Below are 24,157 nucleotides of genomic sequence, written 5' to 3'. Positions count from 1 at the left end.
CCCGCTCCCACAGTGGACCGTGGGTGTTTTCGCGCCGTCTAATAGACGCAGCCCCGCGGGCTTTCTACACTGCGGGCTGTCTTGGGGAATGGGGCGAGCGCCGAATGAATCGCAATGAATTACGCAAGGCCGACATCAATCTGATGGTGGTCTTTGAAACATTGATGCTCGAACGCAATGTAACCCGTGTGGCAGAGAAGCTGTTTCTCGGCCAGCCGACCATCAGTTCTGCCCTGAACCGGCTGCGCACGCTGTTCAATGACCCGCTGTTCATTCGCGTCGGCCATCGCATGGAGCCTACCGCCCGCGCAGAAGAGATCATCAAACACCTGTCGCCGGCCCTTGATTCATTGTCGTCGGCGCTAAGCCTGACCCACGATTTTGACCCATCCATCAGCACCATGACCTTTCGCATCGGCCTGTCCGATGACGTTGAGTTCGGCCTGCTGCCGCCGTTGCTGCGGGCCTTGCGCCAGGAAGCGCCGTCGGTGGTGTTCGTGGTGCAGCACGTTGATTACTGGCGCATCCCGGACCTGCTGGCGTCCGGCGATATTACCGTTGGCATCACCCAGACACGCGGCCTGCCGGCGAATGCCAAACGCAAATTGTTGCGGCATATACGGCCGTGCCTGTTGCGTGCCGATGCTTCGGACACACCGCTGACCCTCGACGAATATTGCGCACGGCCGCATGTGCTGGTGTCCCACACCGCCAACGTGTCCGGGTTTGCCGATGAATGGCTGGCAGAAATTGGCCGCAAGCGTCACGTGGTGCTGTCGGTGCCGCAATACAGCGCGCTGCCGGCGCTGCTTGCCGGCACCGACATGATCGCCAGCCTGCCGGACTACACCGCACACGCCATGGCCGCCGGGGGGAAGTTGTTTTGCGAGGCGTTTCCGTTCGAAACGCCGACCCTCGATTTGTCGATGGTCTGGCTCAGCCACGTCGACACCGACCCGGCGGAACGCTGGATGCGCTCGCGGCTGGAAGCGTTCATGAGCCAGCGCGAGACGCTGGCGGCAACCTCGTGAAATAGCCTCATCAGGCAGGCCCACCGACGCCGCCTTCACACGGCACGCGCGCGGGGCCGGTTTGGCCTTGTGCTATACGTACCACTCTATTCCCACAACCATCAGGAGCTTTCATGCCGCACTTGCATCTGGAGTACACCGCCAACCTGCCGGACCTTGCCGTCGAAAAAACCCTGTTGCGGCTCAACAACGTGCTGATGGCGTCCGGGCAGTTCGGTGCCGAGTTCGATATCAAAAGCCGCGCAATCAAGCTTGAGAGTTTCCAGGTCGGCACGTCCATCGCGCCGCGCGGTTTTATCGCGTTAAAACTGTCGTTGCTCAGCGGGCGCTCACCTCAGGTCAAAAAGCAACTGTCGGAAAGCCTGCTGGCGGTGTTGCAGGATATGGGCGACTGGCCAGCGGATATACAGGTTCAGCTGAGTGTGCTGCTGGTAGACATGGACCGCGACTCCTACAGCAAAGTCGCGATCGGCTGAGCGCAATTAAGCGGCGGCGAGGGCGCTTAAACTAACGCTGGGTCCGCGCAGACTTTTACCACTTGCTCTCTGAACCACGTATTGGCGCTGTCTTGCGCACTGGTCGGGTTCCAGTGCATGTCCAGGGTGAACCCCGGTAAACCCTCGGGGGCTTCGCAATGGCCGAACACCGTCGCCGGCGCCAATTGCTGTTGCACCCGGCGGGGCAGGGTGAGGATAAAGTCGGTGCCGGTGATCATCTTCAGCGCTGCGCTGTAGCTGTTGGCCCGGGCGATTACCTGACGTTTATGAGACTGGCGTGCGAGCCAGCCGTCGATCATGTTGGTGTCAGAGGTCCACGGCGTGGGGAACACGTGGCGCCGCTCGGCGAACGCCTCCAGGCTGAACGCCGGTGCCTGCGGTGCCCAACGTTTATCGAACACACACACCAAGTCGTCCTCCAGCAGCCTCTGCGTTTTGAACTCTTTGTGGGCGCGGTGAAAGTGCGGGCCGAAGCCGATCACCAGGTCCAGGCGGCCTTCGCGAAGGTCGTTGGCGGGGATCTCGGCTTCCAGCTTCTGCACATTGACGATCACGGGCAGGTCGGCGCGGTCGAAGTTTTTCAACAGGCGCGGCAAAATCAACTGTTCGAAGTATTCCGGCGCGCACACGTTGAAGGTCACGGCCGTGTGCGCCGGGTCGAAGCCCTTGCGACCGGCGTGGCACAGGTTGATGCTTTTGAGGATCTCCTGCACATGCCCGTACATGGTGGTGGCTTTATCCGTAGGGCGCATGCCCGCACGCGTGTTGATAAACAGCTCATCCTCAAAACTGGTGCGCAGTTTTTTCAGGCTGTAGCTCACGGTCGACTGGCTGACGAACAGCGTTTCAGACACCTCGGTAACGCTGCTCTGGTCGTAGACGGCGATAAACACCATCAAGTCCTGCATATCGAGCTTTCTGAGCAAATTACTGTTTAGCATCCATTCCGTCCGGTAATCCCTGGCACTGAGGCAGCGCGCGACAAGGGCAAAAGCTTAACGGAACGGTCGTGCCAATAGAAAGCGCTGTAGGGGATTTCTATGTTTGGCGTGGGACAAATTATGTTGGCAACACGACGTCAGCGGATATGTTGCGCGTAATGCTTTGGGTTAAACCGCGTGACGATCACCAGCATCACCGCGATTACCGCCGTCAGCGACCACCAGGCCCATTCGAAGCTGCCCAATTGGTCGCGGATCATCCCGGCAAGAAGTGGCGACAGGCCAGCAATCAGGTAACCAATGCCTTGCACAAACGCGGTCAAGCCACCGGCGCGGCGCGGGTTGTTCAAGTGGTCGAGGGACAGAATCAGGCTCATCGGGAACAAACCGCCAATACCCAAGCCGAGCAGGCACGGCCACAGCAGGCTCATGTGTTGCGGGCTTAAAATCAGCCCGCAAAAGCCGAGGATGATCAGAACCAGCAGCACGGCAACCACGCCGCGTTTATCCTGACGACGGTTGGCGATAGCCGGTGTCACCAGCCCGGACACCACTTCCATCGCGGTCAAGAAACCCAACAGCAAACCGGCGTTCTGCTCGCTCCAGCCCAGCTCTACGTAGTACGGCGCCAGCCACGCGAGCACGCAGGTGTAGGACGCCGTACCGAGGCCGAAAAAGATCGCCAGCAACCATGCCCGGCGATTCCCGAAAAACGCTTCTTGCGGGCCGCAATCGGTTTGCGGTAATGCAGGCATTGCCGAACGCTGTGCCGACCAGAACATCAGTGCCAGCAACGCGAGTGCCGCCCAGATTGCCAGGCCGATGCGCCAACTGCCGGTGTGTAGTTGCACAAAAGGTGCGAACGCAGCCGCCAGCGCTGCACCACCCATGATGGCGGTGACGTAAACGCCCATGAACAGCGAAACGTTGTTGCGAAAGTGTGTCTTGATCAGCGCCGGCATCAAGGCCTGGATCAGCGCAATACCGACACCGGCCGCAATGGCGCTGGCGATCAGCGCCGAGGCCGAATCCACAAACAGCCGTGACAGTGTGGCCAGTCCAATCACCAGCAACGACAGCACTGTGCTGCGGTGCTCGCCAAAACGCTTGGCCAGGCCCATGCCGAAGAACATCGCCAAGCCCATGGCCATTACCGGCAGCATGGTCAGCAACGCCGCGCCGCTGAAGCTCAGCGGCACCTCGCCACGAATCGATGACAACAAAGGCCCGATGGCGGCCATTGATGGGCGCAGGTTAAGGGCGACCATTACAATGCTGAGCATCAGCCAAACGCTGGTGTTGGGTTTTGCGTGAACGGTTTCCATGGGCAGGCCTTGAATAGACAAGTGCGGATCAGGCCACGCATGGGGAAGAGGGGCAAACGAGAAAGTCGCAGGTGCTATCTAAAAATTGCAGACGGCAGGTTTTTGCAGTGAATGGGTGTGCACAGTGAGCGGGCTAACTCACAGCATCAGCCCGCTCAATGCGCTGTGGCTCAGTAACCCACGGTAAAGCGCTGGCGCGAGTGCTTTGGTGTTTCCACTTCATCAATCAACGCAATGGCGTAGTCGGCGAAACTGATCCAGCTTCGGCCTTCAGCGCTCACCAGCAGCTCATCCTGGCCGACACGGAATTTGCCGGTGCGCTCGGTCTCTACAAACTCCGCAGACGGCGACAAAAACGTCCAATCCAGGTGCTGTTCCTGACGCAGCGCGTCGAGGAATTCAGCCCCGGCGCTGGCTTCAGCTTTGTATTCGGCAGGGAAGCCAGGGCTGTCGATGACGCGGCTGCCATCCGGCAACAGCAACGACCCCGCACCGCCCACCACCAGCAGGCGTTTCACACCGGCTTTGGTCACCGGGCCGATCACGGCACTGGCCGGCAGCGTGGCGAAGTGCGCCGCACTGATCACCATATCGCTGCCGCTGACGGCCTGTTGCAACGCCTCGGCATTCAAGGCGTCGACTTGCTTGACGGTCACGCCTGGGCGCGCAGTCAGCGTGTCGGTATTACGCGCTATGGCCGTAACGGTATGCCCACGGCGCAGCGCTTCTTCCAGCAGTTGGCTACCGGCACGGCCAGTAGCACCAATGATTGCGATCTTGCTCATGCAGTTCTCCAGTCAGTCAGGGTTTAAAAACCGTTTACCACTTCATTTCGCCCTTGGCGACTTTGGCGCTGAGTTCCAGCGAGCTTTCGTCGGCGAGGTTCGGGTAGCGTTTTTTCATGGCCGCGATCAGCGCGGCGGAGTCTTTGGCTTTGGCGGTTTCGAGGTCAAAGGCTTTGATGTAGTCGGCGGTAAAGGCCACCGATTTCAGCGACGGGCTGCCCAGGTAATGGCCCGGAATCACCGTGAGCGGTTTCAGTTGTTCGATGCGTTGCAGCGTCGCCAACCAGTCTTTGTGGGACTGCGCGCTCTGCGTGTCGGCCATCCACACGTGGATGTTGTCGGCGACCACTACGCCACCCACTACTGCCTTGATCGAGGGGATCCACACAAAGCTGCGATCCGGCTGCGCGCCGTCCAGGCCGATCACGTCCAATGGCTGGCCTTCGAGCATCAGGCTGTGGCCTTCAAGCACTTGCGGCACGATGGTTTTGGCCGGTTTGTCGGCGCCCATTTTCGGGCCCCAGAATGCCAGCTTGCCGGCGACCGTGGCCTTGATATGGTCGACCACCGGCTGCGGCGCCAGCACCTTGGCGTCGGGGAAGGCGGTGGTCAGGGTGTCGAGGCCGAAGTAGTAGTCCGGGTCGCCGTGGCTGATGTAGATGGTGGTCAGGTGTTTGCCGCTGGCGCGGATTTTTTGCACCAGTTGCTCGGCTTGGCTTTTGCCGAATTGCGCGTCCACCAGAATCGCGTCTTTGGCGCCGCTCACCAGTACCGAACTGACCGGGAAAATGGCTTCAGCGCCTGGGTTGTACACGTCGAGCGTAAGGGCTGCTGCCGACGCGTGGGCGGCGAAGGCCAGCGCGGCGGTCGCCAGGGTCAGGCGCTTGAAGGTGGTTAACATGCGTAACATTGGGGGCAGCTCCAGTAATCGCTAAGGGATGCACAGAGCTTAGTTGCACCAAACACAACAAAAAATGCGATGCTCGCATATAGTTTGTTTCTAAAAGCGTGCAAATCATGGATCGTCTTCAAGCAATGCGGGTGTTTGTGAGCGTGGTCGATTTGGGCAGCCAATCGGCCGCTGCCGACCATCTCGACCTGTCCCGGCCGGTGGTCTCGCGTTACCTCGCCGAGCTGGAAGACTGGGTCGGCGCGCGCCTGCTGCACCGCACCACGCGCAAGCTCAGCCTGACCGCCGCCGGTGGTGAAACCTTGCCGCGCTGCCGCCAGTTGCTGGAACTCTGCGGCGACCTGCAAGCCGCCGTCAGCGCACCCGATGACGCGCCCCGTGGCCTGTTGCGGCTAAGTGTCAGCACCTCGTTCGTCAGGCGCAACTGGCGGCGGCCATCGCCGAGTACGTCAAGCGCTACCCGTTGGTGACGGTCGACTTGCAGATGCTCGACCGCACGGTGAACCTGGTGGACGAGCGCATTGACCTGGCCATCCGCACCAGTAATGACTTGGACCCCAACCTTATCGCCCGGCGCCTGACCGTGTGCCGTTCGGTGGTGTGCGCAACGCCTGCGTATTTGCTGGAGCATCCGGCCCCGCAAAAAGTCGAAGACCTGGCTCGGCACAACTGCCTGACCCATAGCTATTTCGGTAAACACCTGTGGCATTTCGAAGAGCGCGGCGAGCACGTCTCGGTGCCCATCAGCGGCAATATCACCTGCAACGAGGCCAGCACTTTGTTGCGTGTGACGCTGGCCGGGGCGGGCGTGGCGATGCTGCCGAGTTACCAGGCCGGTGACTGCATTCGGGCTGGCGAGCTGGTGCGCCTGTTGCCCGAAGCCGAGCCTCGGCAAATGAGCATCTACGCGGTGTATGCCTCACGCAAACACATGCCTGCGGCGCTGCGCAGCTTGCTGGATTTTCTGGTGCTGTGGTTCCCGGAAGAGCCCGCTTGGGATGTTGGTCTCTGAGCCGACATAAACAGTTTGAATGGCGCCCAATAATGGCAACTCGCCCTGACTGACCTATGCTTAAAGCAGCACCCCGTAGATCCGTTCAGAGGTCTGTGCCATGACCCTAAAAACCAGAAAGTACGTGATGATTTTTATCCTGTCTGCCCTGACCACCGCGCTGTACGGCTTCGCCGCCTTGCGCGTTGAACAAACGCGCATGCAGCCGAGCTTCGCGATCAGTTGCCATCACGACCTATGCGTTCCGCACACCGGCAGTTTCAGCGCGCTCAGGTAACCTGTTCAGCCTTCAACTGCTCGCGAAACGCCTTGGGCGAAAACCCGACCCGTCGGCGGAACAGCCGCGAGAAGTTGGTCGGGTCGGAAAACCCCAACACCTCCGACATCTCATTGATGGTCATGCTGGTGTAGGTCAGCAGGCGCTTGGCTTCCAGTAGCTGGCGGTCGTGCATGATCTGCAACGCTGGCTGCCCGCCCAATTCCCTGCACGTGCCATTCAGGTGTGAGACCGAGATGCCCAGCTTGTGGGCCAAATCCTCAATCTTCGGGTGTTCGCGGTAATGCTGTTCGACCAGTTGGGTGAAACGTCGAAAGTATTCGCGGCCACGCGGCGCTCGCGGGTGGCGGCGCTGGATGGCCTGGCGGCTGATCCACACCAGCAGCACGCTGACCAGCGCGTGCAGCATCATGTCGCGCGCCGGTTGCTCATTCGCGTATTCGTCCTGCAAGCGCGCGAACTGCGCATTCAGGTAGTCGCTGTCCTTGCCCGCCGGGTAGCTGCCGAGGGCTTGCAAGCCGTCCACTGTGGCGCCCAGTTGTTTCTGTAAATGGCTGACCAGCGGCGCCGCCAGCGTCACGATGTAGCCCTGCACATCCTCCGAAAAACGAAACCCGTGCACACACAGCGGCGGCAGCACCTGCAACGTGGCTTCACTGAGCGTGGTGCGCTGGCCCTCGATTTGCAGTTGCGCCTGACCTTTATGCACGTACAACAACTGGCACAGATCCGCGTGCCGGTGGGGTTGGATTTCCCACTGGTATTCCCGACTGCGCCGCGAAATAGTTTCACAGTGCAACAAATCCGGGGTCGGCCATTGCTGGCTTTCACCGTAAAGCTTGAAGACCGGAATCGCGGTACTGGCAGTTTTGGTCATGGTTTCAATCCGATGCTCAGGATAGTGGTGCGGTAATCGCCCCGATTGGCAAAAAGCGCAGGCTTTGTCTCAGTTTTCACCTTCCTGTGGCGTCAACTCAAGTGAAAAATGTCAGCAACAACACCAATGACAACTCTTTCACCTGATCCGTTCGGGTGAAGCATGCGGGCCACAAAAATAATGAAAACCCTGACCACTCAAGTTGCCATTATCGGCGCCGGTCCCTCCGGACTGTTGCTCGGCCAACTGCTGCATAACGCCGGTATCCAAACCCTGATCCTGGAGCGCCATAACGCCGAGTATGTGCAGGGCCGCATCCGTGCCGGCGTGCTGGAGCAAGGCATGGTCGATTTGCTGCGCGAGGCGGGCGTGAGCCAGCGCATGGACGCCGAAGGCTTGGTGCACGACGGGTTCGAATTGGCGCTGGATGGCCAGCTCACGCATATCGACATACACGCCCTGACCGGCGGCCAGTCAGTGATGATCTACGGCCAGACCGAAGTTACCCACGACCTGATGGCCGCGCGCGCAGCCGCTGGCGCGATCACCCTGTACGAAGCGCACAACGTGCAGCCGCATGACCTCAAAAGTGATCGACCGTGGCTGACCTTCGAGCATCAGGGCGAGGCGTTTCGCCTGGAGTGCGACTACATCGCCGGTTGCGATGGCTTCCATGGCGTGGCGCGCCAATCGATCCCGGCGCAGGCGCTGCAGGTGTTTGAGCGGGCCTACCCGTTCGGCTGGCTGGGCATTCTCGCCGACACCCCGCCGGTGCATGCCGAGTTGGTGTACGCCAAGCACCCGCGCGGCTTTGCGCTGTGCAGCATGCGTTCGCCGACCCGTAGCCGGTATTACTTGCAAGTGCCGGCTGAGGAACGCGTTGATCAATGGTCGGACCAGCGCTTCTGGGATGAACTAAAAACCCGCTTGCCCAGTTCTTTGGCCGAGCAACTGGTCACCGGTCCTTCCATCGAAAAAAGCATCGCGCCGCTGCGCAGCTTCGTCGTGGAACCGATGCAGTACGGGCGCCTGTTCCTGCTCGGGGACGCCGCGCACATCGTCCCGCCCACCGGGGCCAAGGGCTTGAACCTGGCGGCCAGTGACGTGAGCACGCTGTTTCGGATTTTGCTCAAGGTGTATCGCGAAGGTCGCGTGGACTTGCTGCAGACGTATTCGGCGACCTGCCTGCGACGGGTGTGGAAGGCCGAGCGGTTCTCGTGGTGGATGACCTCGATGCTGCATCAGTTTCCCGAGGCGGATGGCTTCAGCCAGCGCATCGCCGACAGCGAACTGGCGTATTTCATCCACTCAGAGGCCGGTCGAAAAACCATCGCTGAAAATTACGTCGGACTTCCTTACGAAGCTATCGAATAGGCTGCTATCGAGTAGTATGTTGAGCATTCCCGCAGGGCCCTTCTTTACCTGCGGGTTTTGCTCGAAGGGTCTGCCGTGACTAACCTGAATCAACCCGCACCACCGGTTCCGGCCATACGCAGTGTGCTTGCCGCCTTGATGCTGGCAATCTTCCTCGGGGCCTTGGACCAAACCATTGTTGCCGTGTCGATGCCGGCCATTTCCGCGCAGTTCCATGACGTTAACCTGCTGGCGTGGGTGATCGCCGGCTACATGGTGGCAATGACTGTGGCGGTGCCGATCTACGGCAAGCTCGGTGATCTGTACGGGCGGCGGCCGATGATGCTGATCGGCATGGGCCTGTTCACGCTGGCGTCGCTGTTTTGCGGCATGGCGCAAAGCATGGAACAACTGGTGCTGGCGCGTGTGCTTCAGGGCATCGGCGCTGGCGGCATGATCTCGGTCAGCCAGGCGATTATCGGCGACATCATCCCGCCGCGCGAACGTGGGCGTTATCAAGGCTACTTCAGCAGCATGTACGCGGTGGCCAGCGTGGCCGGGCCGGTGTTGGGCGGCTACATGACCGAGTACCTGTCGTGGCGCTGGGTGTTTTTGATCAACCTGCCGCTGGGCGCCGGCGCCTGGTATGTGGCCCACCGCACCCTGGTGGGGCTGCCGGTGCCGCAACGCAAGCCGATTATTGACTACCTCGGCACCTTGCTGATGATCATCGGCCTGACGGCCTTGCTGCTGGGTATCACTGAAATCGGCCAGGGGCATAGTTGGCGTGACCCGCAAGTGCTGGGGCTGTTGGGCTGCGCGTTGCTGGCGCTCAGCGTGTTTGTGTGGCACGAACGCCGCGCGCCGGAGCCTTTGTTGCCCATGCATTTATTCGCCAACCGCAGCGCGGTGTTGTGTTGGTGCACGATTTTCTTTACCAGCTTTCAGGCGATTTCCCTGACGGTGTTGATGCCGCTGCGGTATCAGACGGTGACCGGCTCGGGGGCCGACAGCGCGGCCTTGCATCTGCTGCCGCTGGCGTTTGGTTTGCCGGTGGGCGCCTACACGGCCGGGCGCCTGACGTCGGTGACGGGGCGTTATAAACCGATGATTCTGGCCGGCGCATTGCTGAGCCCAGTGGCGATTTTGGGCATGGCGTACAGCGCGCCTCAGGATGTTTGGCTGACCGCAGTGTGTATGTTGCTGTGCGGGATTGCGGCGGGCATGCAGTTCCCGACGTCGCTGGTGGGCACCCAAAATTCGGTGGAGCAGCGCGATATTGGCGTGGCCACAAGCACCACCAACCTGTTCCGCTCCCTGGGCGGAGCGGTGGGCGTGGCCTGTATGTCGGCGCTGTTGTTGGCATTGTTGCAGGATTCGAGTGTTGCGCATTTGGCGAGTGGCGCGCTGGGCGGCGAGGGCAGTTCCGGCAACGTATTGCTTGACGGCCTCAACGCCGCGCCCGGCCCGGCGCAGGATGCGTTGCGTGGGGAACTGGCGCTGACGTTTCGGCATTTGTTGATGGTCAGTGCGGCGGTGTCGCTGTTGGGGCTGGCGGCCGCTGTTGCGATGCCTGACCGGGTTTTGCGCGGGCGCGGCGATAAGGCTCGGTAATTTTGTTATTTGCGTAACGGCCGCTTACGGCTCAACTCGGTCAACAGTGGGAGCGGGCTTGCTCGCGATTACGGTCTATCAGATAAATATGTTTCAACTGACACACCGCAATCGCGAGCAAGCCCGCTCCCACAAAAGCGCTTTTAAGCTCAAGGGCTGTAATACCCCACAGCCACCATCAAATGCCCCGCCTTGCGCAAATAAGCGTGCTTGTTCTCGACCCGGTCAGTCACCGGGTTTTTCCAGCGGTATTTGTATTCCCCCTGACCCTGCTCAGCCATCAGCTTCAAAATCGGCTCCCCCACCGGCCTGCCGTCCGGGTCATTGACCTTGGCGAAATCCGTATTCACCAAGCGCGCATTCGTCCCATGCGCTACATAGCGGCCTGTACTCAGGTCCACCACAAACACATACAAGTCATCCTGCAGAAACCCGCCTTGCAACGAATTGATCGCCTTCAGCGTGCCCGCTTCATCCTTGGCCAGCGCCTTCACCGCTTTGTCGCGCAACGCCCGTGCCTGCTCCGGCGTAGCGCGTGGCAAATAATACCCCACCGCCAGAATCCGTGCGCCGACGCGCTGATAAAACACATGCTTGTGCTCAACCTTGCCGTCGTTCCAGTTCTGCCAGCGGTAGTCGGCCTGTTGCACACCCTGACCTTCGGGCACCGCCAGTGCGTCCTTGAATGACTGACGCAAATCCGGCCCCAGTACTTCAGACACATCGCGGCCGATCAATGCAGAGGATGGCCCGCCACTCGCCAGCAACACGCCTTGGGTATCGACCACAAACACATAACGGTCCTGGTCAATAAACTCGCCCTGGCGGCTGAACGCGGCAAACGCCTTGTCGCCATTGCTCTGGTAATACGCCAGGGCCTTTGCCAGCAATGCCTTGGCGGCGTGGGCGTCGGTATCTTCTGCCGTGTCGGCGTGCACCTGGCTGAAACACAACAGCAGCAGCCAGGTGAGTCGGAACAGTCCTTTCATTGCTCATCCCTCATTATTATAGGTGTGACAACAGCGTAGACCGGCGTGACTCAGGGCGCCGCCAGCCATTGATCGAGAATGCCGGCATAAACGCCATTGGCCACGCTCAGGTGCAACCACTGGTCGACGTAGCTTTTCCAGGCCACATCATCGCGGGGCAGCAAGTAAGCTTTTTCGCCGTACTGCATCTGCCGCTCAGGGTTGACCGCACACAGCCCCGGCTTGCGCTTTTGCTGGAAGCGCGCCTCACTGGCGTCGGTGATCATCACGTCGGCCTTGCCCGCGAGCAACTCGTCAAAAATAGTCACATTGTCGTGCAGGCGGATTTGCGCGTTGGCCAAGTGGGCGCGGGCAAAGGCCTCGTTGGTGCCGCCCGCCGGCTCGATCACACGCACCTGCGGCTGGTTGATCTGTTCGACGCTCTGGTAGCGCTGTACCTCGGCGCATCGCACCAGCGGGATCTTGCCGTCGACGCCGAGCGTCTGGCTGAAGAAGGCCTTTTTCTGGCGCTCCAGCGACACCGAAATACCGCCCACAGCGATGTCGCAGCGCTGCGCCAGAAAGTCCGGCATCAGGCTTTTCCAGGTGGTCGGCACCCAGTGAATGCTGGCGTTGAGGCTTTTGGCCAGTGATTCGGCCATGGCGATGTCGATACCTTCGTACGTGCCGTCTGCGCGCAGGGCGGAGTAGGGCGTGTAGTCGCCGGTGGTGCAGACGTTCAGCGTGCCGCGCTGCAGCACTTCATCGAGGCGCGAGGGGGCGGTGTCGGCCAGGGCGTTAGTCGCCAGGCTCGCCAATAAACACAGGGCTAGGGCAGCTTTCATGCAAGCGAGTCCTTGGGGGCATGATCGGGGGCGTCATTATTTCCAGCTGCGCGCGCAGGTAGCAAGGGGCGTGGCCGGGTTTACCACGCTAGGGCTTCGACCTTTTTTTCACGTTGCAATGGTTAAGCTACGAATCAAGGTCATTTACTACCGTTCCACCCACATGAGCCCGTGATGTCGCCACAACCTCCTTCCTCTATCGAGATTGAATTTGCCGAACACTGCGACCGCGAGCATGCCAGGGTCTGCGGCGACACGCGCCCGCCTGCGCTGCGCAAGCGCCTGGCGGTGTGGCGCGATGAGCGGTTGGTGCGCCAGGCGTTGAAAGTGGCCGGCGAACCCGGGCTGATTCTTGACCTGGCCTGTGGCGCCGGCCGCTTCTGGCCGGTGCTGGCCGAACACATCAATCGGGTGATTTTGGCTTCAGACAACTCCCAGCACATGCTCGACCACGCGTGCAGCCATCACCCGGCGGCGCTGCTCAAGCGTGTCAAAACGTTCCAGGGCTCAGCGTTTTCCATCGGCTTGTCGGCGAATGCGGTGGACTGCATTTTCTGCCTGGAGTTGTTTCGCCATGTACCCACAGCGACGCGCGTTTGGCGCTGCTGCGCGAATTCCATCGGGTCAGCCGGGACACGGTGATTGTGTCCGTCAGCTCGCAGGCGTCGGTAGAGGATGAGTTCCGTCAGGCCGGCTTCAAGGTGCTGAATCACCAGGAGTTCCTGCCGGGCTCAAAACGTTGGCGTGTTTACGTTCTACGTAAGAGAGGCTAACTCCCGCCTGTCCGACTATTCTTCAGCTCCTGTCGGAGTTTTCATGATGGCGTGTGCACTGCGGATGCTCGCTAAGCGCTTTCACGATATATACTGCGCGCCATTCTTCAAGGGAGAGCCGTGTGGCCATCGATATTCACTGGATCTGCGACAACGATAGCCTCGGCCAGCATTGCGCCGAATGGCAGCAGTTGCCATTCGTCGCCCTCGACACCGAATTCATGCGGGTCGACACTTTTTACCCCATTGCCGGGCTGATCCAGATTGGTGATGGCGTACGCGCTTACCTGATCGACCCCCTGACCATCGACAACTGGCAACCGCTGGCCGCTTTGCTGGAAAACCCCGGCGTTATTAAAGTGGTGCACGCCTGCAGCGAAGACCTCGAAGTGTTGCTGCGCCTGACCGGCAGCTTGCCGGTGCCGTTGTTCGACACTCAATTGGCGGCGGCTTACCTGAACCTCGGTTTCTCCATGGGCTACTCGCGCCTGGTGCAAGCGGTGCTCGACATCGAGTTGCCCAAGGGTGAAACGCGCTCCGACTGGCTGCAGCGGCCGTTGTCCGAGACGCAGGTGAGCTACGCCGCCGAAGACGCGGTGCACCTGGCCGAAGTGTATATCCGGCTGCGCCCGCAGTTGTCCGACGACAAATACAACTGGGTGCTGGAAGACGGTGCCGAGTTGGTGGCCAACTTGCGCCGCGAAGTCGACCCGTACGAGGTGTACCGCGAGGCCAAACTGGCGTGGAAACTCTCGCGCTCGCAACTCGCCGTGCTGCGCGAACTGTGCGCCTGGCGCGAGCAGCAAGCCCGCGCCCGTGACCTGCCGCGCAACCGCATCGTGCGTGAACACTCGTTGTGGCCGCTGGCCAAATCCCAGCCGGATAACCTTGCCGCGCTGGGCAAAATCGAAGACATGCACCCGCGCACCGTGCGTCAGGATGGCCAGTTTCTGCTGGACCTGATCAAACGTGCCAGCAGCGTGCCGATGGACCAATGGCCGCCCGCCGTTGCTGAACCACTGCCGGTGGATGCCGCCACGCTGATCAAGCAACTGCGCGCCTTGGGCCAGGCCGAAGCTGAGCGCCTGGAAATGGCGCCGGAACTGATGCTGCGCAAGAAAACCCTTGAGGCGTTGGTCAAAAGTGGCTACCCCGACGGGCCGTATAAATTGCCAGACTCGCTGCGTGGCTGGCGCCGCGAGTTGATGGGCCAGGCGCTGCTCGACAGCCTGGCGACTGCCGGAGAACAGCCTTGAAACGAATTTGCTCGATCTATCGCAGCTTGAAAAAAGACGGGATGTACCTCTACGTGCTCAAAAGCGATGCGCTGGAGCGTGTGCCGGAACCCCTGATGATCGCGTTCGGCAAGGCTCATCTGGCCTTTGAAATGGTGCTGACGCCGGAGCGCAAGCTGTCGCGTGAGGACATCACGGTAGTCCTGGAAAACCTCGACAAGCAGGGCTACCACCTGCAAATGCCACCGGCCGAGGACGAGTACATCGAACACTTGCCCGAAGAGCTGCTGCGCCGCAACGACCCGATGTGATCGGTCAGTGCCCTGTTCAGGGCACATGCTTCCCTGTACTCGTATTAGTTGGCGGTGGCCGCATGGATGCGGGCGGCCGTCTGCACTGTTTTTGAAAGGTTTGAACCATGCGTGTTCTGATTGCTGAACAGGATCACCCGCTTTACGCCCAATTGCTGAGCGAAGCGGCGCCGGACGTTGAAGTGTTGACCAGCGGCGACTCGGCCGAATTGTCGCGCCTGGCCGCCGATTGCCCTGTCTGGCTCGGCCAACCGGATTTGCTCGCCACGTTGCTGCGCCAAGGCCATACGCCGCAATGGCTGCAATCGACGTGGGCGGGCATCACGCCGCTGCTGGCCGAGGGCTTGCCGCGCGATTATCAACTGACCCGCGCGGTCGGCATTTTTGGCCAGGTCATGGCCGAGTTTGTGCTCACGTATATGTTGGGCCACGAGCGCGAAGTACTCGCGCGGCTGGTCAGCCAGGTCGAGCGCAAATGGGACAACCGGCTGGGCCAAAGCCTGGCGGGGCGCAAGGCGCTGATCGTCGGCACCGGTGATATTGGCCAGAGCGTTGCCGATTTTCTGTTGCCGTTTGGCGTCAAGCTGTATGGCATCGCCAGTTCCCCACGCGAGCAGGCGCCGTTTATCGAAGTCGCCGGGCTCGATCAATTGGGCCGGTTGGTGGGTGAGGTCGACTACGTGATCAACCTGCTGCCGAGCACGCCGAGCACGCATGACCTGTACGACGCGGCGCTGTTCAAGCAATTCAAGCCGACCGGGTTGTTTATCAACGTCGGGCGCGGCGTGGCGGTGGTCGATGCCGATTTGGTCGAGGCGTTGAAAGAAGGGCACCTGGCCGGCGCGGTCATCGACGTGTGTCGCCAGGAACCGCTGCCGCAACGCCACCCGTTCTGGACCGCCTGGGGCTTGTTGCTGACCGGGCACAGCTCGGCGCCGACATCGCCAGCGTTGATGGTCGCGTTGTTTGTCGAAAACCTGCGGGCGCATCAGGCCAGGCAAGCGTTGCGCGGCGAAGTCAGCTTCGAACGCGGTTATTGAAGGCAGCGCCCGGCAATGGGCGCATTGCTTAACATTGGGTCATGTACATAAAACCTGACAGTCAAGATGGAACCTCTTTCGCGGGTGCCCCCACCCAGTGATCGCAAAAGGCGCAGGGTTGCGCGTTTTGAAGGTTTTCTCTTGACTAAGGACAGGTATCACCATGACCACGCTCACTTCGCCTGGGGTTTATACGCCCCAATTCGTGCATTCAAACTCATCCAGCGTGCCCACGGGCGAACCGCTTGCAACGCGTGTGCCCGCGCACACTAACCCAACGCCGACGCCACCCGCGCTGTTGGACGCAACGCTGGCAGCCCACTGCAATCGGCGAACCCTGGCGGATAAACTGCGCCACATCATTCAAGACCTGCCCCGGCAGCTCGTGGCGAACCAGCCGTTATCCAGGGCCAGGGCGCAGATGGAAACCGCGCTGGCAGCGCAGCTGAAAAACACAACGATGTACGTGTGTGAAAACTCGATCTATCCGGCACCCGAGGCTCTGCCTGCCAACCGCCTGGTCAGCCTTGAGGCCTACCTGCTCAGTTGCGGCCTGGAAGTGCCGAAAACCCTCGAAGCGCTGGTGCAGCAGCAAAACGTTATCGGCAGGCAGGCACAGGCCCATCCACTGGGCAACCTCAGCGGCGCGCTGTCGTGGCCCGTCGCGATGCCGGCGCAAGACCAGCGCGACATCATTGCCCTGATGCACGACAACAGCAGCGGCTTGGCGGATTTGCCGTTGGCCGACAGCGCGAAGGGTGCGCTCGGTTATTTGCTCAGCGGCAGTGCGGTGGTTGGAACGGCGCTGAACGCGCCGGTCCTGGCGATGGAACAACTGCTCGGCTCACCCAAAGCTCAGGCGCTGGGGCAAGCCATTCAGTCAAGGTTGGACGGCAGTGACTCAGGTATCGGCAGCAGCGCTTATGTGTTGACGGCGATCCATCTGGGGCTTGACCCGGAGTCCCTCGCCACACCCGCGCGCAACAGCGTTGCCGGGTTTGATCTGGCGAGCCGTCAGCACTGGGGGCAACCGCCTTCGGTGGTGATTGAAGGGTTGGGCAAACACTTGGTCGAGAAAGGTCGCGCCAGCGCCCAAACCGCCGACCTGGCCGCTTCATTGCTGCTGGCCAAAACGGCGCCGGAGTTCCTGATCAGGGATATTCCGGCGGGCGTGACCTGCGCCAGCGTGCTCTGGGCACACTTGGCGATGTCGGTGGGCAGGCTCGAAGCGCAAACCCCGGGCCGCACGCTCGGCATGCGCTATGCAGAAGTCTTGCTGGCTGCCGAGCAGCTCGATACCGACGCCGCCGTCAGCCAGCAGATCGACCGTCAGGCACTGATAAATTGGGGCGTCGCCAACGGTTTTCTCGCCACCGCTGAACAGGCACCGTCGACGATTGAGATGGAGCGCGTGAGGGCCGCGTATAACGACCAGTTGGGCGTGTTGAAAACCACCAGCACCTTGCTGCAAACGCCCATTCCCAGTCGAGAAGCGATGGCGCTTGCCCAGCTTCAAGAGGCGTTTCCTGGCGTGGACGTCAGCCTCTTCAAGCTCAGGAACATCCAGAAGGCCAGGTTGAAGGCAGGCCGTCCTGGTCTCTACCCCGGCCTGCGTTCAATGCTCGACATCGTGATGGAAGGGAGCAAGCTGGGGGGCGAAGATCATTGGATCAGCAATGACAAACGCTTGCCCATCAATCGGTTTTGCAGCCTTTACGGCCAGGGCAAACTGGATGTTTCCACCTCGTTCAAGGCGCAGTTCGATGCGTCCATAACAGCCCACGAAGGCGGGCAGCAAGCCAGGGTCCGGCATCTGATCTCGACGTTGCCGCTGGCAGATCGCAAGCGCCTCGAAAGCGCCAAGCTGGAATTCTTCCGTACCGACCAATACAAAATCGCCGGTGATTTATTTACCCCGCCAGCGCTTTACGCCAGGGGGCACACGCTGGAGGTGAAAGCCACCGGGAGTGACGGCCAAGTGGATCTTTACCGGATCGACACGCGCCGCGGTACGGTGCAGAAACAAAACTTTCTGATACGCCGCCGCACTGAGCCTTTTACCGCGAACAAAATGCACCAGCGCGAGGCCAATGTGCTCTCGAAGACGCAGTTGTTTGAGCCCGATAAAGCCAAGTACGCCGAGCAGTTTCACGCGCGACCCGAGGGCGCGGGGACGCCTGACAGTTTCAGCTCGGCGCGCAGTCATGCTATCGCCGATGTGTTTGTGCAGGCCCTTGACCTGAAGAATGATGACCTGTTGAAAGAGGCCAGGGGCGTCACCTCTTATGATCAGGACAGCGCGCGTAACGCGGCGATTTCCGAGTTTTTCCTGAACCTCATTCCGCTGCGCTCGGCCATCGTCAACTTTGGTAATGGCAACATTGGCCAAGGCGTCTTCGACCTGGCGATGGATGCGGTTGGCCTGATCACGTTGGGCGCGGGCAAGGCTGCACAGGCCGGCAAGCTGGTGGGCAGTGCGGTGTCGACGGCGGGCAAGGTGGCGAAGGTTTCGAGGTTTGTCGGGGCAACGCTTGTCGAGGCCTTCAACCCCTTGAGCGGCGCGGGAGATTTGCTCGCAAGTGGTGGCAGGTTGGTGGTCAAAGGCAGTCGTGCTGTGAGCCGGCGACTTAATCAGCTCAGGGGCGCGGCCGGCAGTTATGCCCTGTTGAAGGTCGCCAGTAAACACTATGCAGAAGCGGCCACGGGCGTGTTCAAAGTCGCGGGTGAGAGTGTTGAAGGCGGCGCCGTGTTACACAAGGGCAAATGGTATGCCTTTGATGCCGAAACAATGCTGCCCTACGGTCGCCCACTCGACGATTTCGCGCCTGCAACCCGTGCGGTGAATGGCCAGATTACCCGCGCCTCGGCAGTGCCGAATGGCGAGCTGAGCAACGGCCTGTTTGGCCAATTCAACGTGCCGGCGTCCAGAATTACCGGGCTAACGCGCAACCATCAGGGTGTATATGTTGCCGCTGACGGGCACTTGTCGCATATCCGCCACACCGACAGTGCCGGCCAAACCGCTGTTTACGAAGTGCGTCAGGTGACGCGCACGGCAGACGGCACGGTACAGGCGCGGGTTTATCACAACAATCGACAAACCCCGCTGTTGCTCGAGCATGTGCAGGGTGACCAGTGGCGGCGGCTGGGGGCGCGTGGCGGTAGCCCGGTGTCGGTGAAGTCCGATTTGGGGCCAGAGATTGGCCGAGGCGGGGAGGGGACGGTTTATGCCAGCCTGGACGGGCAAAATGTTTACAAAGACACGGGGCCGACCTGGTTAACCAGCGCCGAAGGCTACACCTCTATGGAAGTGGTCAATATGAACAAATACTACGGGGAGGATGTTGCTGAAGTCATCGTTGAGGAAGGGCGCAAATATATAAAAATGAGAAGAATCGACGGTGTGGACCTTAGCAAGATTGAAAAGGGCAGTTTGCCGCCCTCCGCGCGGTCATTAGTGGATGACATGCTGGCGCGCATGGAAGCGAATGACATTTATCACGGCGATCCGCAAATGAGCAATTTCATGTATTCCAGGAAGGACAATAAAATTTACCCCGTCGATATGGATGGCCTGCCTGCTGAGTTCATGGTGGCGGAGATAATGGACACGTATAACCGGAAAAAGGCCGAACTGCGCAAAACCTTCAATGAACTGATCGCCGCCTAACATTGAGGGTGCACCCTGCCGTTTTTCAACGGCAGGGTTGCAGCGGCGTTAAAGGCTGAAGTCACCTTCGCACACCAGCTCGCTCAACGGCTTGCGCGGGCTTGGCGCTTCACGGCCTTGCAGGTATTCAGGCAAGGTCGATTTGTCGCCCAGCTTGCCCACGGCCACGGCCGCGTGCAGCGCATACCCATCCGGGATCTTCAGTTCTTTGCGCGTCAGCTCCTGATCGAACCCGGCCATGCCGTGGGTGTGCCAGCCGCTGAGGCTGGCTTGCAGCGCCAGGTGGCCCCAGGCCGAACCGGTGTCGAAGGTGTGCCACAGGGCCGGGGTTTCTTCCGTGGCGCCGGGGGCAATGAAGTCGGTTTTCGACGCGATAATCACCAGCGCCGACGCGTGCTGCGCCCACCCCCGATTGAATTCATTCAGCAGGCCCAAAAAACGCTCCCAATCCGGCGTGTCGCGGCGCGCGTAGAGAAACCGCCAAGGCTGCGAATTGTAGGCTGATGGCGCCCAGCGTGCGGCTTCGAAAAAGCTCAGCAGGGTGTCCTGCGCGATGCTCTCGCCGCTGAAGGCGCGGGGCGACCAGCGCTCGGTGAACTGCGGGTGGATCGGGTAATCGGCAACGCGTGTCATGGGCTCTTCCTGATCGACAATTGGGCGCTCAAAACTACTGCGCCCCCGCCAGACTGACAAGTGGTGTAACGCAGCCACTCGTAAGCGCTTGGCCGCAACGGCCTTGGGCACTAGACTGGCGGCCTTTTCACCTACCGATACTGATGCAGAGCCATGGCCGCCAAAGTCGAACCTTTCTGGATACGCAAAACCCTTGAACACCTCGACCAGGAGGAATGGGAGTCGTTGTGTGACGGCTGTGGCCTGTGCTGCCTGCAAAAGCTTGAGGATGAGGACGACAACAGCGTCTATTACACGCGTATCGCCTGCAAACTGCTCGACCTGAAAACCTGCCAGTGCACCGACTACCCCAACCGCCGCGCCTCGGTGCCCGACTGCATCCAGCTCACGCCGGGCCAGGCCGACCAGTTCAAATGGTTGCCGCCAACCTGCGGCTATCGCCTGGTCAGCGAGCGCAAAGACCTGCCGCTGTGGCATCACCTGGTCTGCGGCGACCGCGATGCGGTGCACCAGGAACGCATTTCCCAGTCTGGCCGCATGCTCGCCGAAGGCAGCGTGCCCGAAGACGACTGGGAGGATTACCTGATCTTCCGTGCAGGCTAAAGGAGGCGTGTGTATGACGCTGCAAACCCGGCTGGCGGCGCTTTTGGTGTTGCTGGCGCTGAGCCTGCCCGCGTGGTGCGCGAACAAAGTCAAGCTGGACTACCACGTCAAACTGCTGCCGCAAAGCGATCAGGCGCAAGTGCGCGTGAGCGTGTCGCAAGGCTCGGCGGTGCGCAGCCTGAACTTCGACCTGGGCGCAGGCGGCGACTACAGTGACTTCAAGGCCGACGGCCAATGGAGCCTCAACGGGCACCGTGGCCTGTGGCAACCGAGCGCCGGCAAGGCCAGCCTGACCTACCGTGTACGCCTGACCCACGCGCGTAAAACCGGCATTTATGAAGCGCGGATGACCCCCGGTTGGGCGCTGTTTCGGGGTGAAGACCTGGTGCCGCCGGCGCGGCTCGACCAGCAGGACGGCGTCGAGTTGGTCTCGCGGCTGGCGTTCGAATTGCCGGCAGGCTGGAAAAGCGTCGAAACCGCTTGGCCGCGCATCGGCAAAAACACCTTTCGCATCGACAACGTATCCCGCCTGTTTGATCGGCCCACCGGATGGATGCTCGCCGGCAATCTTGGCAGCCGCCGCGTACGCTTGGGCGACACCGATGTCACGGTGGCGTCGCCCAAGGGCCAGGGCATGCACCGCATGGATGTGCTCACGTTGCTGACGTTCGTCTGGCCGCAGGTTGAGGCCGCGTTCCCGCGTCACCCTGCCAAGTTGCTGGTGCTGGGCGCCAGCGATCCGATGCGCCGCGGGGTGTTTGCGTCGCGCGACTCACTCTACCTCAACAGCCGCACGCCGCTGGTCAGCGAGAACGGCAGCAGCCCGCTGATTCGCGAAGTGGTGCAGGCCGTCGGTCGTTTTAACGATCACGGCAAGAGTGACTGGATCAGCGAAGGCATGGCGCAGTTCTATGCCATCGAACTGATGCGCCGTGCGGGCGGTATCACCGATGATCGGTATGCCGCGATCCAGGCGCGACTGGCCAAGGAAGGCAAGGACGTGACCACGCTGCGCGGCGAGCACGTCAGCGGCGCAACCGTTTCACGCGCGGTGGTGGTGTTGCAGGAGCTGGACCGGGAGATCCGCGTAAAAACTCACAACAAACGCTCGCTGGATGACTTGGCACACGCGGTGATGCGTGCAAACAGCGTCACCACCGCCGAGTTTGTGCAGTTGGCCGACGCTGTTATCGGCGAGTCTTCAGTGGTGCTCGATTCCAAACTGCTGCGCTGATGGGTTAGGTCAAACGCGCTTTTTTGTGGGAGCGGGCTTGCTCGCGATAGCGGTAGGTCAGTCGAAAAATACTCGTCTGAGACAGCGCCATCGCGAGCAAGCCCGCTCTCACAGTTTGGCCTTGCACCTCTGCAAGGCGTGGATCAGGCCGGAGTTTTAACGGCTTTTTCAGCCGCCACTTCGGCCTTGGTCTTCAAGTTTTTCAACTCTTGGCCTGCGCGCTCGATCTTTGTGCGCACCGTGTTCATTTCCTGACGGCCCTCCTCCAGCTTGTCTTTGAGCGAGCTGTGCCCGGTCACGCCGCGCACCAGCGCCACGCCGCCAATCGCCACCTGGATCAGCCCGAAGATCCCGCCTCGGCGCAGGCCCTTGCCGACCAGCATAACGCCGCCGGCGACTGAGCCGATGCGTTCCCAGCCGTGCACGTTTTGGCCGGGTTGGGTTTCAAGTGGCGCGTGTTCGATGATAGGTCGCAGGATTTTGCTGTCGCTCATGGTCTGTCTCCAACAAGGGCTAGTGTGAATAGCTGACTGTTGGCAGGCGTCGGATGTTCCCGAAAAATCAGTATTTGGGGCCTGAACGGGTGTTGTTGCCTTTGGCCAAGCGGTCGTAAAGCACCACGTTGACGGTGGCGGCAAGGTTCATGCAGCCGGTGGTCGGGATGTACACCACGTCTTCACACCAGTCGCGAATGTCTTTATCGAGCGAGCCGTCTTCGGGGCCGAAAATATACAGCGCGCGGTCGGGATGGGTGTATTCGGGCAGCGGGCGCGCGCCTTCGACCAGTTCCACAGCGACCGGGATGCAGCCCAGCGGCAGGATCTTTTTCAAGTCGTCGATGCCGATCAACGGAATGTCGTGGTGGACTTTTTTGGTGTCGGTGATGAAATCCCGCGCGCGCGCGTAACGCACCCCGGTGTAGAACACCGAGGCCACGCCGTAGCAGCCAGCGGCACGCATCACCGAACCGACGTTTTCGGGGGATTTGGGGTTATACAGACCGATGCAGCTGTAGCGTTTATTGCCCACGGGGAAGGGTGCCTTGGAGTAAAAGCGCGATTATACGGGAAGAGGTGTGTTGCCGGCGCTGCCGCCATCGCGAGCAAGCCCGCTCCCACAGTTGCAATGCAGTCAACTGTGGGAGCGGGCTTCTCGCGAAGAGGCCCGCCCGGCAAACACGCGTAATCAGTCGTCTTTTTTCATCAATCCGGCCAACGCCGCAAACGGGTTGTGCGTCGCCTTGGCAATCGTCGGGCTGCTGGTGGAGCCTTCGCCGAAGTACTGCTGATCGGTGTAGCGCGAGTGTTCGTTATCGTGGCAGTACAGGCACAGCAACTCCCAGTTGGAACCGTCCTGGGGGTTGTCATCATGATTATGGTTACGGTGGTGTACGGTCAGTTCGCTCAAGCGCTTGCCGGCAAATTCTCGCGCGCAGCGACCACACACGTGCGGGTACATCTTCAAGGCTTTGTCGCGGTAGCCCATTTCCCGGTCGCGCTGGGCATCGGCAAGGATGCGGTCCAGCTTGGCAGTGTGGGAGGGCGGGTTAGTCGAGCTCATCATGGCTCCTGGCTATTTGGGGGTTCACGGATACAGTTGATTCTAGCCGCTCGCGCCGTAAATGACCGCTGGCTTTTTCAGCAGCGGTACAGCCTGGCACCGGCAATCGTTTGTAGTATCGGCTCACACCCTTCACAAGGATCTGAAAACCTATGCGTTTATACCCATGGACCGCTGCGCTGCTGCTCAGCGTGCTGGCGGCTCAAGCCCAAGCGTTCTCAACGCCCAAGCCTGGCCAAGTAGTCGAGGTGAGCCTCGAACAACTGCACCCCACCCAAGCCGTGGTCGGGTTTGACCAGATTGGCTACAGCCTGGCGTTGTTCGCCGACAAGCCGGCCAAAGTCTTCGACGAATACTGCGAAACCAACGGCCAGGGCGAGGCCGACAACGTGCCCAAAAAGGCCGACCTGCAGCAACCTCAAAGCTTCACCTGCAAAGACCCGGTGGGCGCCCCATCCCGATGCCGATGAAAACCGTGGTGGTCGGCCCCGGCGGCCAGTTGTACCTGACCGACGGTCATCACAGCTTCACCACCTTGTGGGAAGTACCCGGTGGTGGGCCTCAATTAAAAATGTGGGTGAAGGTAACCGACGATTTCAGCACCAGCGCGGACATGGCCACCTTCTGGCAGCGCATGCAGGCCGCGCGCAAGGTTTGGCTCAA

At 60.7% G+C, this 24,157-nt stretch carries 22 protein-coding genes and 3 pseudogenes; 14 read left to right on the top strand and 11 right to left on the bottom strand.

All coding sequences use genetic code 11. The features are described from left to right. Nucleotides 1-104: 104 nt before the first annotated feature. Nucleotides 105-1,031, top strand: a complete 927-nt coding sequence (locus F0169_RS17585; protein ID WP_152747191.1) for a LysR substrate-binding domain-containing protein — start codon at nt 105-107, stop codon at nt 1,029-1,031. A 113-nt stretch (nt 1,032-1,144) separates the two neighbouring features. Beyond that, entirely contained in the window at nt 1,145-1,507 is a 363-nt protein-coding gene (locus F0169_RS17580) for a 5-carboxymethyl-2-hydroxymuconate Delta-isomerase (RefSeq protein ID WP_058411079.1), read from the top strand. 26 nt (nt 1,508-1,533) lie between these two features. Here F0169_RS17580 and F0169_RS17575 read toward each other — a convergent pair whose 3' ends face one another. The 4 genes from F0169_RS17575 to F0169_RS17560 all read right to left on the bottom strand — a co-directional run bounded on the left by F0169_RS17575 (nt 1,534) and on the right by F0169_RS17560 (nt 5,480). Then, a complete protein-coding gene (locus tag F0169_RS17575) occupies nt 1,534-2,469 on the bottom strand; it encodes a LysR family transcriptional regulator (RefSeq protein ID WP_122249432.1) in 936 nt (311 codons plus the stop codon). Between the two features lie 137 nt (nt 2,470-2,606). Further along, nucleotides 2,607-3,794, bottom strand: coding sequence for a cyanate transporter (locus tag F0169_RS17570; protein WP_152747190.1), 1,188 nt, complete (start codon nt 3,792-3,794; stop codon nt 2,607-2,609). 170 nt (nt 3,795-3,964) lie between these two features. Continuing rightward, on the bottom strand, nt 3,965-4,579 hold the full coding sequence (locus tag F0169_RS17565; RefSeq protein ID WP_152747189.1) for an NAD(P)-dependent oxidoreductase: 615 nt from the start codon (nt 4,577-4,579) through the stop codon (nt 3,965-3,967). Nucleotides 4,580-4,613: 34 nt separating this feature from the next. Next, complete coding sequence (locus F0169_RS17560) at nt 4,614-5,480, bottom strand: MBL fold metallo-hydrolase (protein ID WP_152747225.1); 867 nt, start codon at nt 5,478-5,480, stop codon at nt 4,614-4,616. 116 nt (nt 5,481-5,596) lie between these two features. Here F0169_RS17560 and F0169_RS17555 point away from each other — a divergent pair. Together F0169_RS17555 and F0169_RS27430 are read left to right on the top strand one after the other, a co-directional pair. Further along, nucleotides 5,597-6,501, top strand: a pseudogene (locus F0169_RS17555) (LysR family transcriptional regulator). Between the two features lie 100 nt (nt 6,502-6,601). Then, nucleotides 6,602-6,778 carry a hypothetical protein gene (locus F0169_RS27430; protein ID WP_162839863.1) on the top strand — a complete coding sequence of 59 codons (177 nt, stop codon included), beginning with the start codon at nt 6,602-6,604 and terminating at the stop codon, nt 6,776-6,778. Here F0169_RS27430 and F0169_RS17550 read toward each other — a convergent pair. After that, nucleotides 6,771-7,655, bottom strand: a complete 885-nt coding sequence (locus tag F0169_RS17550) for a helix-turn-helix domain-containing protein (protein ID WP_122249428.1) — start codon at nt 7,653-7,655, stop codon at nt 6,771-6,773. The two genes, F0169_RS27430 and F0169_RS17550, sit on opposite strands and share 8 nt — an antisense overlap. 180 nt (nt 7,656-7,835) lie before the next feature. On the opposite strand from F0169_RS17550, the gene pobA reads away from it, so the two are divergent. After that, a complete protein-coding gene (gene pobA / locus F0169_RS17545) occupies nt 7,836-9,029 on the top strand; it encodes a 4-hydroxybenzoate 3-monooxygenase (protein WP_152747188.1) in 1,194 nt (397 codons plus the stop codon). 75 nt (nt 9,030-9,104) lie between these two features. Then, nucleotides 9,105-10,622: a DHA2 family efflux MFS transporter permease subunit gene (locus F0169_RS17540; RefSeq protein ID WP_172979467.1), complete on the top strand. Its 1,518-nt coding sequence runs from the start codon at nt 9,105-9,107 to the stop codon at nt 10,620-10,622. Nucleotides 10,623-10,771: 149 nt separating this feature from the next. Here F0169_RS17540 and F0169_RS17535 read toward each other — a convergent pair whose 3' ends face one another. Both F0169_RS17535 and F0169_RS17530 read right to left on the bottom strand, forming a co-directional pair. Beyond that, the gene (locus F0169_RS17535) at nt 10,772-11,611 is read right to left on the bottom strand and encodes a cache domain-containing protein (protein ID WP_058411072.1); all 840 of its coding nucleotides are present in this window, start codon (nt 11,609-11,611) and stop codon (nt 10,772-10,774) included. A gap of 50 nt (nt 11,612-11,661) precedes the next feature. After that, entirely contained in the window at nt 11,662-12,435 is a 774-nt protein-coding gene (locus F0169_RS17530; protein ID WP_058411071.1) for a transporter substrate-binding domain-containing protein, read from the bottom strand. 174 nt (nt 12,436-12,609) lie between these two features. Here F0169_RS17530 and F0169_RS17525 point away from each other — a divergent pair. The 5 genes and pseudogenes from F0169_RS17525 to F0169_RS17505 all read left to right on the top strand — a co-directional run bounded on the left by F0169_RS17525 (nt 12,610) and on the right by F0169_RS17505 (nt 19,464). Beyond that, nucleotides 12,610-13,208 (top strand): annotated as a pseudogene (locus F0169_RS17525) (class I SAM-dependent methyltransferase). Between the two features lie 122 nt (nt 13,209-13,330). Next, the gene (gene rnd / locus F0169_RS17520; RefSeq protein ID WP_172979466.1) at nt 13,331-14,464 is read left to right on the top strand and encodes a ribonuclease D; all 1,134 of its coding nucleotides are present in this window, start codon (nt 13,331-13,333) and stop codon (nt 14,462-14,464) included. Further along, a complete protein-coding gene (locus F0169_RS17515) occupies nt 14,461-14,754 on the top strand; it encodes a YcgL domain-containing protein (RefSeq protein ID WP_058411068.1) in 294 nt (97 codons plus the stop codon). The genes rnd and F0169_RS17515 overlap by 4 nt, the downstream gene beginning before the upstream one ends. A gap of 107 nt (nt 14,755-14,861) precedes the next feature. Next, nucleotides 14,862-15,794, top strand: coding sequence for a D-2-hydroxyacid dehydrogenase (locus F0169_RS17510; protein WP_058411067.1), 933 nt, complete (start codon nt 14,862-14,864; stop codon nt 15,792-15,794). Between the two features lie 163 nt (nt 15,795-15,957). Beyond that, nucleotides 15,958-19,464 carry an OspG family effector kinase gene (locus F0169_RS17505; RefSeq protein WP_152747186.1) on the top strand — a complete coding sequence of 1,169 codons (3,507 nt, stop codon included), beginning with the start codon at nt 15,958-15,960 and terminating at the stop codon, nt 19,462-19,464. A gap of 48 nt (nt 19,465-19,512) precedes the next feature. On the opposite strand, the gene F0169_RS17500 is transcribed toward F0169_RS17505, so the two are convergent. Next, nucleotides 19,513-20,097: a nitroreductase family protein gene (locus F0169_RS17500; RefSeq protein ID WP_058411065.1), complete on the bottom strand. Its 585-nt coding sequence runs from the start codon at nt 20,095-20,097 to the stop codon at nt 19,513-19,515. Nucleotides 20,098-20,250: 153 nt separating this feature from the next. On the opposite strand from F0169_RS17500, the gene F0169_RS17495 reads away from it, so the two are divergent. Together F0169_RS17495 and F0169_RS17490 are read left to right on the top strand one after the other, a co-directional pair. Further along, the gene (locus F0169_RS17495; RefSeq protein WP_058411064.1) at nt 20,251-20,700 is read left to right on the top strand and encodes a YcgN family cysteine cluster protein; all 450 of its coding nucleotides are present in this window, start codon (nt 20,251-20,253) and stop codon (nt 20,698-20,700) included. 13 nt (nt 20,701-20,713) lie between these two features. Then, complete coding sequence (locus tag F0169_RS17490) at nt 20,714-21,934, top strand: hypothetical protein (RefSeq protein ID WP_152747185.1); 1,221 nt, start codon at nt 20,714-20,716, stop codon at nt 21,932-21,934. A 143-nt stretch (nt 21,935-22,077) separates the two neighbouring features. On the opposite strand, the gene F0169_RS17485 is transcribed toward F0169_RS17490, so the two are convergent. From F0169_RS17485 to F0169_RS17475, 3 genes are all read right to left on the bottom strand, one after another. Continuing rightward, on the bottom strand, nt 22,078-22,428 hold the full coding sequence (locus F0169_RS17485; RefSeq protein WP_058411062.1) for a YgaP family membrane protein: 351 nt from the start codon (nt 22,426-22,428) through the stop codon (nt 22,078-22,080). 67 nt (nt 22,429-22,495) lie between these two features. After that, on the bottom strand, nt 22,496-22,963 hold the full coding sequence (locus tag F0169_RS17480; protein WP_058411061.1) for an RNA methyltransferase: 468 nt from the start codon (nt 22,961-22,963) through the stop codon (nt 22,496-22,498). Between the two features lie 156 nt (nt 22,964-23,119). Continuing rightward, entirely contained in the window at nt 23,120-23,494 is a 375-nt protein-coding gene (locus tag F0169_RS17475; RefSeq protein ID WP_003210675.1) for a YajD family HNH nuclease, read from the bottom strand. Nucleotides 23,495-23,646: 152 nt separating this feature from the next. Between F0169_RS17475 and F0169_RS17470 the strand changes: the two are divergent. Further along, nucleotides 23,647-24,157: pseudogene (locus F0169_RS17470) on the top strand (ParB/Srx family N-terminal domain-containing protein); the annotation flags it as partial.

This window comes from Pseudomonas kitaguniensis (genome assembly GCF_009296165.1).
Classification (GTDB): Bacteria; Pseudomonadota; Gammaproteobacteria; order Pseudomonadales; family Pseudomonadaceae; genus Aquipseudomonas; species Aquipseudomonas kitaguniensis.
Note: the sequence above shows the minus strand (reverse complement) of the source record. Positions and strands in the feature narration are given on the sequence as shown.

Excerpts from the sequence above, each read along its gene's own strand:
- F0169_RS17585 (WP_152747191.1), top strand. The coding sequence starts at position 105 with ATGAATCGCAATGAATTACGCAAGGCCGACATCAATCTGATGGTGGTC.
- F0169_RS17580 (WP_058411079.1), top strand. The coding sequence starts at position 1,145 with ATGCCGCACTTGCATCTGGAGTACACCGCCAACCTGCCGGACCTTGCC.
- F0169_RS17575 (WP_122249432.1), bottom strand. The coding sequence starts at position 2,469 with ATGCTAAACAGTAATTTGCTCAGAAAGCTCGATATGCAGGACTTGATG.
- F0169_RS17570 (WP_152747190.1), bottom strand. The coding sequence starts at position 3,794 with ATGGAAACCGTTCACGCAAAACCCAACACCAGCGTTTGGCTGATGCTC.
- F0169_RS17565 (WP_152747189.1), bottom strand. The coding sequence starts at position 4,579 with ATGAGCAAGATCGCAATCATTGGTGCTACTGGCCGTGCCGGTAGCCAA.
- F0169_RS17560 (WP_152747225.1), bottom strand. The coding sequence starts at position 5,480 with ATGTTAACCACCTTCAAGCGCCTGACCCTGGCGACCGCCGCGCTGGCC.
- F0169_RS27430 (WP_162839863.1), top strand. The coding sequence starts at position 6,602 with ATGACCCTAAAAACCAGAAAGTACGTGATGATTTTTATCCTGTCTGCC.
- F0169_RS17550 (WP_122249428.1), bottom strand. The coding sequence starts at position 7,655 with ATGACCAAAACTGCCAGTACCGCGATTCCGGTCTTCAAGCTTTACGGT.
- pobA (WP_152747188.1), top strand. The coding sequence starts at position 7,836 with ATGAAAACCCTGACCACTCAAGTTGCCATTATCGGCGCCGGTCCCTCC.
- F0169_RS17535 (WP_058411072.1), bottom strand. The coding sequence starts at position 11,611 with ATGAAAGGACTGTTCCGACTCACCTGGCTGCTGCTGTTGTGTTTCAGC.
- F0169_RS17530 (WP_058411071.1), bottom strand. The coding sequence starts at position 12,435 with ATGAAAGCTGCCCTAGCCCTGTGTTTATTGGCGAGCCTGGCGACTAAC.
- F0169_RS17510 (WP_058411067.1), top strand. The coding sequence starts at position 14,862 with ATGCGTGTTCTGATTGCTGAACAGGATCACCCGCTTTACGCCCAATTG.
- F0169_RS17505 (WP_152747186.1), top strand. The coding sequence starts at position 15,958 with ATGACCACGCTCACTTCGCCTGGGGTTTATACGCCCCAATTCGTGCAT.
- F0169_RS17500 (WP_058411065.1), bottom strand. The coding sequence starts at position 20,097 with ATGACACGCGTTGCCGATTACCCGATCCACCCGCAGTTCACCGAGCGC.
- F0169_RS17495 (WP_058411064.1), top strand. The coding sequence starts at position 20,251 with ATGGCCGCCAAAGTCGAACCTTTCTGGATACGCAAAACCCTTGAACAC.
- F0169_RS17490 (WP_152747185.1), top strand. The coding sequence starts at position 20,714 with ATGACGCTGCAAACCCGGCTGGCGGCGCTTTTGGTGTTGCTGGCGCTG.
- F0169_RS17485 (WP_058411062.1), bottom strand. The coding sequence starts at position 22,428 with ATGAGCGACAGCAAAATCCTGCGACCTATCATCGAACACGCGCCACTT.
- F0169_RS17475 (WP_003210675.1), bottom strand. The coding sequence starts at position 23,494 with ATGAGCTCGACTAACCCGCCCTCCCACACTGCCAAGCTGGACCGCATC.